The organism is Vibrio gangliei, assembly GCF_026001925.1.
Taxonomy (GTDB): Bacteria; Pseudomonadota; Gammaproteobacteria; order Enterobacterales; family Vibrionaceae; genus Vibrio; species Vibrio gangliei.
In genome coordinates this window covers 1,076,303-1,091,536 of sequence record NZ_AP021869.1, presented here as the reverse complement: position 1 = coordinate 1,091,536, position 15,234 = coordinate 1,076,303, and the positions used below count along the sequence as shown (strand labels likewise).

Annotated in this window: 15 protein-coding genes; 7 read left to right on the top strand and 8 right to left on the bottom strand. The window is 42.4% G+C overall.

All coding sequences use genetic code 11. The features are described from left to right. Nucleotides 1-97 precede the first annotated feature (97 nt). Genes Vgang_RS04965 through Vgang_RS04955 form a run of 3 tightly spaced genes read left to right on the top strand, consistent with a single transcriptional unit; the run spans nucleotide 98 to nucleotide 3,411 of the window. The gene (locus Vgang_RS04965; protein WP_105902774.1) at nucleotides 98-886 is read left to right on the top strand and encodes an ATP-dependent zinc protease family protein; all 789 of its coding nucleotides are present in this window, start codon (nucleotides 98-100) and stop codon (nucleotides 884-886) included. Nucleotides 887-924: 38 nt separating this feature from the next. Beyond that, the gene (locus Vgang_RS04960; protein WP_105902775.1) at nucleotides 925-2,433 is read left to right on the top strand and encodes an inactive transglutaminase family protein; all 1,509 of its coding nucleotides are present in this window, start codon (nucleotides 925-927) and stop codon (nucleotides 2,431-2,433) included. Nucleotides 2,434-2,436: 3 nt separating this feature from the next. Beyond that, complete coding sequence (locus Vgang_RS04955) at nucleotides 2,437-3,411, top strand: alpha-L-glutamate ligase-like protein (RefSeq protein ID WP_105902776.1); 975 nt, start codon at nucleotides 2,437-2,439, stop codon at nucleotides 3,409-3,411. A 216-nt stretch (nucleotides 3,412-3,627) separates the two neighbouring features. On the opposite strand, the gene Vgang_RS04950 is transcribed toward Vgang_RS04955, so the two are convergent. Then, nucleotides 3,628-4,206, bottom strand: coding sequence for a thymidine kinase (locus Vgang_RS04950; RefSeq protein ID WP_105902777.1), 579 nt, complete (start codon nucleotides 4,204-4,206; stop codon nucleotides 3,628-3,630). A 106-nt stretch (nucleotides 4,207-4,312) separates the two neighbouring features. Continuing rightward, nucleotides 4,313-5,695, bottom strand: coding sequence for a cysteine--tRNA ligase (gene cysS / locus Vgang_RS04945; RefSeq protein WP_105902778.1), 1,383 nt, complete (start codon nucleotides 5,693-5,695; stop codon nucleotides 4,313-4,315). A 243-nt stretch (nucleotides 5,696-5,938) separates the two neighbouring features. On the opposite strand from cysS, the gene Vgang_RS04940 reads away from it, so the two are divergent. The 4 genes from Vgang_RS04940 to Vgang_RS04925 all read left to right on the top strand — a co-directional run bounded on the left by Vgang_RS04940 (nucleotide 5,939) and on the right by Vgang_RS04925 (nucleotide 9,233). Continuing rightward, the gene (locus tag Vgang_RS04940; RefSeq protein WP_105902780.1) at nucleotides 5,939-6,433 is read left to right on the top strand and encodes a peptidylprolyl isomerase; all 495 of its coding nucleotides are present in this window, start codon (nucleotides 5,939-5,941) and stop codon (nucleotides 6,431-6,433) included. A gap of 99 nt (nucleotides 6,434-6,532) precedes the next feature. Further along, a complete protein-coding gene (lpxH, locus tag Vgang_RS04935) occupies nucleotides 6,533-7,255 on the top strand; it encodes a UDP-2,3-diacylglucosamine diphosphatase (protein ID WP_105902781.1) in 723 nt (240 codons plus the stop codon). A 211-nt stretch (nucleotides 7,256-7,466) separates the two neighbouring features. Then, nucleotides 7,467-8,699 carry an EAL and HDOD domain-containing protein gene (locus tag Vgang_RS04930; RefSeq protein ID WP_105902782.1) on the top strand — a complete coding sequence of 411 codons (1,233 nt, stop codon included), beginning with the start codon at nucleotides 7,467-7,469 and terminating at the stop codon, nucleotides 8,697-8,699. A gap of 30 nt (nucleotides 8,700-8,729) precedes the next feature. After that, entirely contained in the window at nucleotides 8,730-9,233 is a 504-nt protein-coding gene (locus tag Vgang_RS04925) for a YchJ family metal-binding protein (RefSeq protein ID WP_105902783.1), read from the top strand. Between the two features lie 339 nt (nucleotides 9,234-9,572). On the opposite strand, the gene Vgang_RS04920 is transcribed toward Vgang_RS04925, so the two are convergent. From Vgang_RS04920 to hisA, 6 genes are all read right to left on the bottom strand, one after another. Beyond that, on the bottom strand, nucleotides 9,573-11,087 hold the full coding sequence (locus Vgang_RS04920) for an MDR family MFS transporter (protein ID WP_211294078.1): 1,515 nt from the start codon (nucleotides 11,085-11,087) through the stop codon (nucleotides 9,573-9,575). A gap of 16 nt (nucleotides 11,088-11,103) precedes the next feature. After that, on the bottom strand, nucleotides 11,104-12,180 hold the full coding sequence (locus tag Vgang_RS04915) for an HlyD family secretion protein (RefSeq protein ID WP_245879947.1): 1,077 nt from the start codon (nucleotides 12,178-12,180) through the stop codon (nucleotides 11,104-11,106). Nucleotides 12,181-12,191: 11 nt separating this feature from the next. Beyond that, nucleotides 12,192-12,614, bottom strand: coding sequence for a MarR family winged helix-turn-helix transcriptional regulator (locus Vgang_RS04910; RefSeq protein WP_105902784.1), 423 nt, complete (start codon nucleotides 12,612-12,614; stop codon nucleotides 12,192-12,194). Between the two features lie 442 nt (nucleotides 12,615-13,056). After that, entirely contained in the window at nucleotides 13,057-13,716 is a 660-nt protein-coding gene (gene hisIE, locus Vgang_RS04905; protein WP_105902785.1) for a bifunctional phosphoribosyl-AMP cyclohydrolase/phosphoribosyl-ATP diphosphatase HisIE, read from the bottom strand. After that, complete coding sequence (gene hisF / locus Vgang_RS04900) at nucleotides 13,713-14,486, bottom strand: imidazole glycerol phosphate synthase subunit HisF (RefSeq protein ID WP_105902786.1); 774 nt, start codon at nucleotides 14,484-14,486, stop codon at nucleotides 13,713-13,715. The genes hisIE and hisF overlap by 4 nt, the downstream gene beginning before the upstream one ends. Further along, complete coding sequence (gene hisA / locus Vgang_RS04895) at nucleotides 14,468-15,205, bottom strand: 1-(5-phosphoribosyl)-5-[(5-phosphoribosylamino)methylideneamino]imidazole-4-carboxamide isomerase (protein ID WP_105902787.1); 738 nt, start codon at nucleotides 15,203-15,205, stop codon at nucleotides 14,468-14,470. Before hisA ends, hisF begins: the two co-directional genes overlap by 19 nt. Between the last annotated feature and the right edge of the window lie 29 nt (nucleotides 15,206-15,234).

Sequence of the window (15,234 nt, the reverse complement as noted above, 5' to 3'; positions counted from 1 at the left end):
TGAATTCTCTGAGCCTAATATGAAAGCGCTTCACTGCAAGATCCAGATACGCTAGACTTTACACAACAAATACTTACTGAGGTTACAACTGTTTAATATGCTCAAAAAATCATTAGGTCTTGCAGTTTTTGCCCTAGGTTCGCTTTCTGGCTGTGCATATATGACAGGAGAACACTACTCCAAGCAAACCATTAATGCGGTTAACCAAAGTGAAGAAAACCTGACTAATCGTATCGAAGAGCTTGATTCTAACCTAGATAAACAGACTGATTATATTGCTAGTCTAGAGTCGGAGATCATCAACCTGAGTAACGAAGTAGAAGTATTGAAACAACGTCAACACGCTTACTTCAATTCGGTACGAAAAGCCCAATCAAACTCTAACTCAGCCACCGTCACATCTAACATTACCGTGACTGATTTAGCAGAACCACAAACCCGTCCGGGTATGGTGACATTAGGTTCGTTAGAAAACGTCGGTATTGATATTGTCAAAACTGATTTCACTGCTCGCGTGGATACCGGTGCGACCACCTCCTCAATCAATGCAGTTGATTTACAAGAATTCGAGCGTAATGGACAAAAGTGGGTTAAATTTCATATATCTGATGAAACTGCCCCAGAAGACAGAAAATGGGTAGAAGCTCCAATCATTAAGCATGTCAAAATTCGCCAATCGAGTACCAATTCTTTAGAACGTAGACCGGTTGTTGAATTATGGATCAAGATTGGCAGTATCCATGAGAAAGCACAATTTACTTTAGCTGACCGTACGCAAATGGATTATCCAATTTTGCTGGGACGCGAGTTTATTCAAGATGTTGCTTATGTTGATGTGAGCCGAGAGTTCATTGAGTCACAAGCACCAAAGAAAAATTCAAAATAATAATTTAAATAACAAAATAGACAGGTTAAGGAAAAGTTATGACGTCTAGAGTGCCATTTTATTTTCTTATCGCCATACTTGTCATTACCGGGATCACTTTAAGCGTCATGCGTCATCAAGACTACGGCGTGCCTTGGGGACCGGGTGAAACACGACAAATATGGGATATTGAAGCTCGCGTTGAGTTTGTTGCTACAGGAGGTCCAGTCAAAGTATCGTTAGCTGCGCCGCATACTCAAGATGGCTTTACCCTAATCGATGAAAGCGCTTCATCACCAGGTTACGGCTTATCTTACATTAATACCGATACTGGTCGTCGTGCAGAATGGTCAGTACGAGATGCAAATGGCCCACAAACCATTTATTACAAAACTCAATTCTTAGTTGACCCTCAATCCCAAGCGGATGTTATTCCACCAGCAGACAGTGATTTAGTTGCCCCAACCTTTACTGCACCTCAACAAGCAGCGGTTGATGCAATCACTTCACAAGCCTCAGAACGTTCAGCGGACGACATTACTTTTGCTCGTGAACTCGTCAAACAATTTAATGATCCAGATAACCAAAACGCATCACTTTTGCTTGATGATTTCAGCAAGGTAGAAGCGATCGGTAACATCTTGTCTTCAGCGGGTATTCATAGCAAAACGGTTGGCGTTATCGAACTAGAAGATGGTCGCCGTCGTCAATCCATCATTCCGATGATTGAAGTATGGGATGGTGAACTTTGGCAGCTATTCAATCCTGAAAGCACAGAGCAAGGCATGAAAGCAAACATGCTGATCTGGGATGAATCGAATGTATCTCTACTGGATGTTATCGGTGGTAAACACAGTAAAGTGTTCTTCTCAATGCTTGCGCAAGATGTTTCTCCAAGCAATGCAACCAAGCAGAAAGTGGTAGCAGATAACCTACTCAACTTCTCTATTCATAGCTTGCCGCTTGAAGAACAGTCTATGTTCAAAACCATCATGCTGATCCCTATCGGCGCATTAATCGTGGTGTTCTTACGCGTATTAATTGGTTTGAAAACCTCTGGTACTTTCATGCCAGTATTGATTGCAGTCGCCTTTGTGCAAACCCAATTAGTACCAGGTATTATTGGTTTCTTACTGATTGTCGGTACGGGTTTGGTGATACGAAGTTACCTCTCCAAGCTTAACTTACTCTTAGTGGCTAGAATATCAGCGGTGATCATTACGGTTATCCTAATTATTTCCATGTTCACGATTGTGTCGTTCAATATTGGTCTAACACAAGGCTTAACCATCACTTTCTTCCCAATGATTATCTTGTCTTGGACGATTGAACGTATGTCTATCTTGTGGGAAGAAGAAGGCGCAAAAGAAGTGTTTATGCAAGGTGGTGGCTCATTATTCACCGCGGTATTAATTTACCTTGCAATGACGAACCCTTACGTTCAACACATCACGTTTAACTTTATTGGCACACAATTTATTGTGCTTGCTTGTATCCTAATGCTAGGTAACTACACTGGCTATCGCCTATTAGAATTGAAACGATTCAAGCCTTTAGCGGAGGAATAAACGATGTTTTTCTCTAACTTCACATCGCCTCAAAAGCTAAAAGCAAAGGGCATCATGGGGATGAACAAACGTAATGGCGCGTATATTTCGCGCTATAACGACCGTTCTCGCTATCCTCTGGTGGATGACAAGCTACAAACGAAGATCATTGCGCAAAAACACGGAGCAACAGTGCCTAAGCTCATTGGTGTGATTTCACAACAAGCTCAGGTAAAAAACATTCATCAAATGGTGAAAGAGTGGCCGGGGTTTGTCATTAAGCCTGCTCGCGGTTCGGGCGGTAAAGGCATTCTGGTGATCATTTCCCACAAAGATGGTGTTTACATTAAGCCATCGGGACAAGCGATTTCAGAACAAGATGTAGAGCGTCATATCAGTAACGCCCTTGCCGGTTTATTCTCACTCGGCGGCAAAAACGATGTGGCGGTTGTAGAGAACCTTATCAAATTCGATGATGTTTCTTTTGATGGTTACAGCTATGAAGGTGTGCCAGATATTCGCGTTATCGTATTTAAAGGTTACCCAGTCATGGCGATGATGCGTTGTTCAACAGCTGCATCAGATGGTAAAGCAAACTTACACCAAGGCGCGGTTGGGGTTGGTCTTGATATTGCAACTGGCCGTGCCGTCCGTGGTGTTCAATTTGACCGCCCTATTACCCACCATCCGGATACAGGCAAACCATTAAGTGGTCTTGTTGTACCTGATTGGGAAAAGCTGCTGATCTTAGCTTCTAGCGCTTGGGAAATGACCGGATTAGGTTACATGGGTACCGACATGGTATTGGATAAAGAAGAAGGCCCAATGGTTCTTGAGCTTAATGCCCGTCCTGGCCTGGCAATTCAAATTGCGAATGGCGCAGGTTTATTACCGCGTCTACAGCATATTGAAAGCCTAGAAACACCAATTGACTATCCAAAACCGGCTGAACGTGTTGCTTATGCTGCCAAGCAATTTGCGGCTAAACCTCAGTTCTAATCTACCTTAACGCTTACAAGTATAAAAAAGGCCGCGGATATTCACTATCAGCGGCCTTTGTTTTCTCTACCAGTTGATGCTAAAACGAAGTATCTAATATCAGGTAGTTAGCTTAGCGTTCAATAAGTTAACTTAGCGAGCAATAGGTTAACTTAGCGAGCAATAGGTTATCTTAGCGACAACTACCGACCCAACGATTCAGCCTACCTAACACGACTACTTACCTAGCGCTTCTTTGTAATGCAAGCGGCACACCGATTCGTAACGATCATTACCACCAATCGCAACCTGATCCCCTTCTGCAATGGCTTTACCGGTTTCATCCATACGGATCACCATATTCGCTTTGCGGCCACAATGACAGATGGTTTTCAGCTCAATCAGTTTATCAGCCCATGCTAATAGGTATTGGCTACCTTCAAACAGCTCACCTAAAAAGTCACTACGTAAACCATAACAAAGGACTGGGATATGTAGCTTATCGACCACCTCGGTTAACTGATATACCTGTTCTTTGTTTAAGAACTGGCATTCATCGATCATGATGCAATGAATTTTTTCATTTGCGTTTAACGCTTTCACAGCAACATATAAGTCAGTTTCGGAATTGTATAAATGCGCATCAGATTGTAAACCAATGCGAGAGCTCACTTTACCAACACCCGCTCGATCGTCGATTTCAGCCGTAAAAATCACAGGATTCATACCACGTTCACGATAGTTAAAGGAAGATTGAAGCAAAGTGGTTGATTTACCCGCATTCATTGCCGAGTAATAAAAATACATCTGAGCCACAGTAAAGCGCCTTTAGTAGTTGAGTTTCGAGTTTCGAGTTTCGAGAAAAAGGCTTGCAGCCTCTATATAAACCGCAAGCCCTATTGAATCAATTCATCGTTATTTATTATTTACGACGCCAAGTTGTGCCTTCTGCTCCGTCTTCTAAAACGATGCCTAGCTCATTTAACTTATCACGCGCTAAATCGGCGTTGGCCCAATCTTTCGCTGCGCGAGAATCGTTACGTAATTTGATCAGCGCTTCAATTTCCGCAACTTCATCATCACTGCCCGCTTCGCCTTGTAAGAAAGCTTCTGGGTTTTGATAGAGGATACCGATCACATCAGCTAACTCACGCATCAGTGCGCCTAATGCTGAAGCTTTGTCCATATCAACGGTTTTCAGACGGTTAACTTCACGCGCCATATCAAACAACACGGAATAAGCTTCCGGTGTATTGAAATCATCATTCATCGCGGCGGTAAAGCGTGCCACAAACTCTTCGCCACCAGCAGGTGACGCTGACATATCAAGGCCACGCAATGAAGTATATAGACGCTCGAGTGAAGCACGGGCTTGATTTAAGTTCTCTTCACTGTAGTTCAGCTGACTACGGTAATGACCAGACATCAAAAAGTAGCGAACCGTCTCAGAATCGTAATGTTTCAATACATCACGAATGGTAAAGAAGTTACCTAAAGACTTAGACATCTTTTCACGATCAACCATGACCATTCCGCTGTGCATCCAAGTATTCACATACTGAGTATCGTGCGCGCAGCAAGATTGAGCAATTTCATTTTCATGATGTGGAAACTGTAAATCTGAGCCCCCACCATGAATATCAAAATGGTGACCTAAAATGGAAGAGTTCATTGCTGAACATTCAATATGCCAACCTGGACGACCTGGGCCCCAAGGCGATTCCCAAGTCGGCTCACCTGGTTTCGACATTTTCCAAACCACAAAATCCATTGGACTACGTTTTGCGCTTTCAACATCGACACGGGCACCGGCTTGCAATTGCTCTAGATCTTGGCCTGACAGCTTGCCGTATTGTTCAAACTTTTTCACTTCAAACATCACATCGCCATTATCGGCAACATAAGCAAAACCGCGTTCGATCAAACGTTCAACGAGCTCAATAATTTCTTTAATGTAATGAGTTGCACGAGGCTCAACATCCGGACGCTTGATATTCAACGCATCGAAATCCGCGTACATTTCTTCAATTAAACGTTCGGTTAATGCTTCACAAGTTTCATTGTTTTCAGCCGCACGTTTAATGATTTTGTCATCAATATCAGTAATGTTGCGCACAAAAGTAAGGTCGTAGCCTAAGAAACGCAAATAACGAGAAACCACATCGAAAGAAACGAAGGTACGGCCATGGCCAATGTGGCACAAATCATAGATAGTCACACCACAAACATACATGCCAATTTTTCCAGCATGAATAGGTTTAAATTCCTCTTTTTGGCGGGTCAATGTGTTATAAATTTTTAACATGATCTCTATCTACGTCCGGTGAAAATTATAATTTTTCGATTATACCCAAACAGGCAATGAAGTCGACCTCAAGCCTATTTTTAGTCGTGTATTCGCGTGATAAAACGACAGTTCGCATGATTGCATTTGCTTTCACTATGAGTTGCGATAAAATTGGCGATTCTATTTGCTTGGCACTTTTGATCAAAGCAATCAAAACAAGCGAATCGCTCAACATTAAATCCAATGATAAAGGACCTAACCATGATCATCCTTCACACTAACTTTGGCGATATTAAAGTTAAATTAAACGAAGAAAAAGCGCCGCTTACAGCCGCTAACTTCCTACAATATTGCCAAGAAGGCTTTTACGACAACACGCTTTTCCACCGTGTTATCGATGGATTTATGATTCAAGGTGGTGGCATGACCTCTGGCCTAAAAGAAAAAGCCACTCGTGCAACCATCAAAAACGAAGCAAACAACGGCCTAAGCAACAAAGTCGGCACATTGGCAATGGCTCGTACTATGGAACCTCATTCGGCCAGCTCTCAGTTCTTCATCAACGTGAACGACAACACTTTCCTTGATTTCAAATCTGAATCAATGAACGGTTGGGGTTACTGTGTATTCGCTGAAGTGGTTGAAGGCATGGATGTTGTAAACAAAATCAAAGCGGTAAGCACAGGTTCTTACGGCATGCACCAAGATGTACCACTGGAAGATGTGGTTATCACTGGAACTACAATCGAAGCATAATTAACACTTGGTATGAATTAAATACCGACCGTATGCTGTAAACTGAGGGAGATACGTTCTCCCTTTTTTATTATTTTGATTGTTATAGTACGAGATTTCATGACCACCTTATTCATTGCTGATCTGCATTTATCGCCCCTTCGTCCTGATATCACGGATTGCTTTTTACGCTTTATGCAACAAGAAGCACCGCAGGCCGAAAAACTATACGTGCTCGGTGATCTATTCGAATTTTGGATTGGTGATGATGACAACTCCCCTTTCAATATTTCCATAAAAAATGCGTTTAAAACTTTAACTCAACAAGGTGTTGAATGCTTTTTTATTCAAGGTAATAGGGATTTCTTATTAGGTAAACGCTTCTGTGCTGAAACAGGAATGACCCTACTGCCCGATACCGCTGTGATTGACTTATACGGTACGCCAACATTAATACTGCATGGTGACACCTTATGCACTCGCGATGAGAAATATCAAGAATTTCGCAAAACCGTGCATCAGAAATGGCTGCAAACCTTGTTCCATTGGATACCTTTGTTCATTCGTCGAAAAATTGTGTCCAACGTTCAAGCGAAAATTAAAAAGCAAAAGCGTCGTAAACACATGGATATTATGGACGTCACGCCAGAAGAAGTTGTCCATGAATTAGAAAAAAATAATGTGATACACATGATCCACGGTCATACCCATCGCCCGGATATTCATCAACATAAGACAGCAAACGGAATGGCAACTCGGATAGTTCTCGGTGATTGGTATGAGCAAGGCTCTATTTTAGTGTGTAATTCAACCGGATGTGAGCTTCAACAAAGGCCACTTTAAGTATTTCACCTACCCCCTATAGCCTGACGTGCTCAGTACAACAAGTTTCAATTACAAATTTTGTTAGTTAACCTATCCTTATTGGATAGATCTCACCATTTTAATATTTATATCAACAATTTTGTTACAAACTCTCTAGCCGCAAAAAGGAATTTCGGATATTGTGAATCACTTGTTTATCATTCAAGCCTATAAGGTAAGAGTCTAAAAGATGTATTCTTTTATTGCGCGTCAGCCGATCGTAAATGCCAACGACCGCATTGTGGCCTACGAGCTATTATTTCGAGAAGGATTTAAAAATAAATTTCCTTCTATTGATCCAGAACAGGCTACAAGCCGGCTTCTCACCGAGCATTTCTTTTTAACTAATGTTCAAGGCTACGATAACACCTTATATTTTGTAAATTTCCCCTACCAAAGCCTTGTTGAACAAATCCCTACACTCTTTACAGCTAACCAATTAATGATAGAAATCTTGGAAAATTGTCCACCCAGTGATGAGCTTTTTTCAGCTGTTAAGTCGATGTACGCAAAGGGCTATAAAATTGCGCTTGATGACTTTGTTCCTTCAGAAAGTTGGGAGCGATTTCTTCCTTATATCACGACGGTTAAATTCGATATCAAACAAATTTCTATTGAAGATGCGCAAAAATTTATTCACCAACATAAAACGTTGCCGCTTTACTATCTTGCAGAAAAAATCGATACCAAAGAAGAATTAGAGGCTGCACGAGCCGCTGGATTTGATTATTTTCAAGGCTATGAATTGCATGAACCTGAAATCATCAAACGCAAGCGCATTGAATCCTCCCCTTTTACTGTGGAGCAACTTGAAATAGCCATTAACCAGACGCCGATTGATTATCAATTGATTGAGCGTTTGATCCGTCATGACGTAACGATGTCTTACAAGTTAATGCGCTATGTTCACGCCCACCTCATTGATAGTACATTTCATTCTTTTGAAGAAGTATTTCACGCACTTGGCTTTGAACAAATTCGACTTTTTATTGCTTTGTCTCTTACCGCGGCTTACGACACAGACCCAAGCCATTATTATGAAACGTCGATGCAAAGAGCACATTTTTGTGAACAAGTCGCCGCTCTACAGCAATTCGATATCAATATTGAACATGCTTACTATGTAGGGATGTTTTCTCAATTAGATAAGTTACTGGAACAACCCCTATCCCATTTGATTGAAACACTACCCTTGGGAAGGCCCGCCATCGATGCTTTGATTGCACAACAAGGCGTGTTAGGTGATATGCTTGCGCTTGCCATTGCTTATGAGAAACAAGATCTATCCAACATTCAGTGGTTAACGAGCAAACTCAAACTAGATCCTAGTCAAACCGAGCATTTTTATCGCAACGCTGTTGATTGGTCGACCCCGGAGTATCATCATCGAAGACTGGACGGTAAACTGTCTCACCAATGCTAACTTATCATCAACCGAAGAATACCTTTATCAATGCAAGAAAATAGTCTATGTCCCTGTGGTAGTAAGCAGGTTTATGCACAATGCTGCCAACCGATACACGCTGATACAAAGCAGGCAATTCAACCAGTGCAATTAATGCGAGCCCGTTACAGTGCCCACGTATTAAAAAATGTCGATTTTGTGATTGCCACTTATCACTCATCATGCCAAGCCGCTTTGCAAGCTGAAGCGATTGCCGAGTCTGTTGACAGTCATTGGGTTGAACTCGACGTCTTAGATGCGCCTACTCCGAAAAATACAGAAGAAGGCTATGTTGAATTTAAAGCCTATTTTGAAGAAGACGGACAACGTTATTGCCTGCATGAACGTTCGCGCTTTATAAAAGAGAATAAAGAGTGGCGTTATATTGATGGCATCATGCCCGAAGAAAACATCGATCCTCGACTGAATCAAACCATCGCAAAAACAAAAATTGGCCGCAATGATCCTTGCCTATGCGGCAGCGGAAAAAAGTTTAAAAAGTGCTGTGGGTAAAACCTATGCTCCACTTTTAACAAAACTCTAAATAACCTCAGCTGTGGATAAGAGTGCCACAATAATAAATTTAATCCATTGATATGAAAAAGATAAAAATATCTATCAGAAATCTAGGGTTGATGACTTTCTTTCAATGCTGCAATTTGGGATGGATAACAAGGCAAAATCATAAGTCAATAGCTGGCCTATTGCGTTGATTTTAACGAAGTTAGACGCCCAAAGTGCGGTATTGAATGGCTTCTAGTTATCCGCAGCTGAGGTTAAATACTAAAAAGCTCGATCCAATTGATCACTGGCTCGAGCTTTTTTATTGGTGAGTTCGTTAATTTTTTACTGTTAGCGACCTTTCTTAAACAAGAAAATCATTGGTAGCATGATCAAACAGACAAACATCATTAAGCGATAGTCTTGCAAGTAACCCAATATCGCCGCTTGCCGATTCAGTTCTGCATCAATCGCATATAAACCGGCTTGAGTAGTAATATCATACATGCCCTTTTCCGCTGCCATATGTAAAGGGCGACTAAATGGCGTAATGTACTCACCAAATACTGCATGATTATACTGGATTCGATGGGCTAGATACGTTGTCACCACTGAAATACCAATACTACTACCGATATTACGAATTAAGCTATAAAGCGCCGTTCCCTCGGTTCGAAATTTTGGCTCCAGAGTAGAAAACGCCATCGTCGATAGCGGTACGAATACCAGACCAAGACCTAAACCTTGAACCACACCAGTTCTCACGATATCCCAAGAGCTGACTTCTGCATTAAACAGTGTCATTTCCCAAAGAGATAAAATCATCAGTGACGTACCAATCACCATCAGATAGCGCAAGTCGACTTTACGTGCCACCCGCCCAACAATCAGCATGCCAGCCATGGTACCAAAGCCACGTGGGGTTAATAGGAAACCGACATCGAGAACCGGATAGCCCATTAAACTTTGCATAAATGGCGGCAAGAGAGCCATGGTTGCCAATAACACAACCCCCATCATAAACCCGATGGTAATCCCGACAATGAAGTTTCTATCGGCAAACATTTTCGGATCTAGAAAAGGACGCTTGGCAGTAAACATATGTACAACAAACATATACAGCGCAATAGCAGCGATTGCAGTCTCAATAATGACCTCCATGCTGGAGTACCAGTTTTGAGATTCGCCTCGGTCTAAAAATAGCTGCAACGAACCAATCGCAAATGCAATCAAAGTAAAACCAAACAGGTCGAACTTCCTATCTGCTTCAATCGCCGTTTCTTTTACGTACGCGGCAATACCAAACCAAGCAAGGGCACCAAAAGGAATATTAATATAAAACACCCAGCGCCAGTTGTAGTATTCCGTCAACCAACCGCCGAGGGATGGACCTAAAATCGGCCCAACCATCACACCCACTCCCCACAAAGCCATTGCAGAACCGTGTTGTTCTCTTGGATAGGTATCAAGTAAAACGGATTGTGATAGCGGTACTAAACTCGCACCGAAAACACCTTGCAACAAACGGAACAAAATAATTTGATCAAGCGATTGCGCCGCGCCACACAAAATAGAAGCAATGGTAAAACCGATGACCGAATAGATGAACAAGCGCTTACGACCAATTTTAGCCGCAACAAACCCCGTTAGTGGCATTGCAATGGCCGACGCAACGATATACGAAGTCAGAACCCATGAAATCTGATCTTGAGTCGCGCCCATCGCCCCTTGCATATGTGGTAACGCAACGTTAGCAATCGTCGTATCCAGCGCTTGCATGATGGTTGCTAACATTACCGAGAAGGTAATCATCAGCCTTTTGCCGCTTTCTTCCTTCTCATTAGCTTGTAATGTAACTTCACTCATAGCAAAAATGCCTTAATTACAGAGATAAATGACGTTTGTGCTTAGTATCCACCGTAACAATGGCACTCATACCCGCTCGTAATGTCGGCATATCATCTTTTGCTTCAATAGAAATGCGAATAGGTAAACGCTGAGTAACTTTCACCCAGTTACCTGTCGCGTTTTGCGCTGGGATCACTGAATATTCAGAACCCGTTGCAGGACTGATACTCTTCACGTGCCCCTTCCAGGTGTAACCCGGTGCATAATCGACTTCAATATCAACTTCTTGACCGACTTCCACATTGGTCATTTCTTTCTCAGTGAAGTTAGCTTCAACCCACAAATTCTTATCTGCAACCAACAACATTGTGGTGGTGTTCGAGGTAATGTATTGACCATCTTCAAGCACTTTAGACACAATGCCATCCGCCGGAGCATACACATTGACATGATCTAAATCGTTTTTCGCTTGCTCAAGTTGCGCCGCCGCAAGTTTAAATTTCGGATGTTCTTCTACAGGCGCATTAGGATCACCACCCAAGCTTTCTGCCACTTGTTTTAAGCCCTTTTCCAATGCGTTGATTTGCAATTCAAACAGCAATGTTTTTTGGCGGGCTGAATCGTATTCAGCTTCAGAAGAATATTTTTTATTGCGGAGGTTATATTGACGTTTTTCTTCAATACGAGCGTAATCTAACTGACTTTGTGCCACCTCAATGTTTGCCAGTTTATTTTGATATTCCGCTTTGAGCGTTTCAAGATCCGTACGCACGTCAGCAAGATTAGCTTCCGCTTGAGCCACCGCAATTTCATAAGGCTTAGGATCGATCTGAACCAATAAATCGCCTTTTTTAACGTGTTGGTTTTCAATGACAGGCACGTTGATAACGCGCCCAACCACTTCAGAATTAATTGGGGTTTTATCTGCTTTCACATAGGCATTTTCGGTTTCTACATAGCGACCGCCATTCAAATAAATAACAACGCTTCCCACAATAAGAAGAAGTGGAATAATGAATAGTAGTACGAAACGTTTGGATTTTAATTTGGATTTTTTAACCAATGATTGAAGTTGCTCTTCAGGCATTGGTGAATTTGATTCATTGGTCATATCGTACCTAGTTAATCTTGTAATAAGTTGCGATGAATATGTTCGAGCGTTTGAATGAATTGTTCTTTTTGCTCAGCAGATAAACCTTGTAGCCCGGTTTCCCAAACTTTTTCACCTACCTTTTGCACAATTCCTAATCGCTCTTTCGCCGCGGGCAGCAAATAGATTAAGTGAGCTCGTCGATCAGAAGGGCTAGCACAACGTTCCACTAACCCCTCTTCAACAAGTTGATCAATCAATCTCGCTACTGTCATTGGTTTGACTTCAAGGAGTTCAGCTAAGGCCACTTGTTTGATTCCCTCATGTCGGGCAATCGTTTTTAGGGTTTTAGCTTGAGCCAAAGTAATGCTGCCTATCTCAGGATCATTCTGAAATGTTTTGCGAACCAGACGTGATACATCAGACAGTAAATAACCAACAGAAGTGTGGCCCATAATTAACCTTTATAACGATGACAAATAGCAGAGAAGATTGATCAGGCCGATATAGTAAGCCTTACTTACTACTTTAGCAATAGATTACTATACATTTGTGCAGTAAAATTTATAACTTAACCTCAGCTGCGGATAAGAGTGTCACAGCAACCACCCTAACCCACTGATATAAATAAGATAAAAATAACCAAAAGGTATCTAGGAAGTAATGAGTTTCTTTCAATGCTGCAATTTGGGATGAATAACAAGGCAAAATCATAAGTCAATAGCTGGCCTATTGCGTTGATTTTAACGAAGTTAGACGCCCAAAGTGCGGTATTGAGTGACTTCTAGTTATCCTCAGCTGAGGTTAACTTGCTGAAAATAGAGTTTTTATACATAAAAAAACCGAGTCAGATTGGACTCGGTTTTAAATATGCTTTCGCCCTTTTGCTTATTGTTACTACTTATGGCGCTCTTTCAATTTGTTAATCACATCATTGAAAGAGAGGCCTTGGTCTTGCAGAAGAACGAATAAGTGATAGATCAGATCCGCCGATTCACACACTAATTCCGCCTTGTCACCCGACGTTGCCGCAAGCGCGACTTCAACGCCCTCTTCGCCCACTTTCTGCGAAATGCGTTTTGTGCCACGAGCATAAAGACTGGCGGTGTAAGAGGATTCTGGGTCGGCACTCTTGCGGGCAGCCAATAGCTGCTCAAGTTGATGAAGCCACACCAATTGGGTTTCGTCCTGCTTATCTGCGTCAAAACACGTGGTGGTTCCAGTATGACAAGTTGGGCCAATAGGATTGACCTTAGCCAATAAGGTATCGTTGTCACAATCTAAAGACAGGTTAACTAAGTTCAAGCTATTGCCAGACTCTTCGCCTTTGGTCCATAAGCGCTGCTTAGTTCGAGAATAAAACGTCACTAAACCAGTATCAGCGGTTTTTTGCAGCGCATCGCTATTCATGTACCCCATCATCAGCACTTGGCTAGATTGGTAGTCTTGCACGATTACAGGCACTAAACCGTCCACTTTTTCCCAATCAATTCGCGCCGCAATGGCTTGAATGTCTGACACTTTAAACGTGGTTTGTTCTGTTACTGCTTCACTCATAAACGTATCTCCACGCCCTGTTGTTTTAAGTATTGCTTCAATTCACCGATATTAATCACTTGCTTGTGAAAAACCGAGGCCGCCAGTGCCCCATCCACATTGGCTTTGTGGTAGGCTTCCGCAAAGTGCTCCATCGCCCCTGCGCCACCCGAAGCAATCAATGGCACATGACACACTTCACGCACCATGTTCAATTGCTCAATATCATAGCCATTACGTACGCCATCTTGGTTCATCATATTCAATACAATTTCACCTGCGCCACGCTTTTGCACTTCTTGTACCCAATCGCGAGTTTCCCACGCTGTGGCTTTAGTGCGCTCTTCATCACCGGTAAATTGGTAAACTTGATATTTACCCGTTTCCTTATCGTAGTAGGAATCAATACCGACCACGATACACTGGACACCAAACTTATCCGCTAAATCAGTAATCAACTGAGGATTCGCCAAAGCCGGTGAGTTGATTGAGACTTTATCTGCGCCAAATTCCAAAATACGTGCCGCATCTTCAGCCGATTTAATACCACCCGCGACACAAAATGGAATATCAATCACTTCCGCTACACGGGCTACCCAACTTTTGTCCACCACACGGCCGTCACTCGATGCGGTAATATCATAAAACACTAGCTCATCGGCACCTTCTTCGGCATATCGTTGTGCGAGTGGGACAATGTCGCCAATGATTTCATGATTTCGAAATTGCACGCCTTTAACGACTTGACCATCTCGAACATCAAGACAAGGGATTATTCGCTTTGCCAACATGAGAATGCCTCCTCTGCGGTAAACTTGCCATCTAATAGTGCGCGTCCAACAATTACGCCAGCAACGCCTGTGCCTTTCAATGCAGCAATGTCATCTAAGCTACCAATACCACCAGAAGATTGGAATTGCACTTGCGGATATTGTTTACAAAGGTCGACATACAACTCAACGTTAGACCCGGCTAATGTGCCATCACGAGAGATGTCGGTGCATAAAACGTGTTTTAAGCCAACCGTGAGATAATCTTCAATCAGAGCTTCAATAGTGACACCGGAATCTTCTTGCCAGCCAGAAATAGCCACACGACGAACGCCTTGCTCATCAATGTTGATATCGAGCGCCAATACGATCTTTTCAGCGCCGTATTTTTCCATCCAACCTTTCACTAATTCAGGCTCTTTAACAGCCGTAGAACCGACAACTACACGTTGTGCGCCCGCTTCCAGTAAATCTATAACATCTTGCTCGTTACGCACACCACCACCAATTTGGATATTCGCAGGCGTACTGGCGAGTAATTTAGCGATTAAATCAAGCTGACGAGCGGAGGTGTCTTTTGCGCCAGTCAAATCAACTAAATGCAGCCAATTCGCCCCGGCTTGGTGATAAAGGTTAAATTGCTCAGCAGGGTCAACTTTATATTCTGTTTTTTGCCCGTAGTCGCCTTGAAATAAACGTACTACCTGGCCATCAATTAAATCTAATGCGGGAATAATCAAACTCAATTCCTTTTTCTTTATCCATTCTG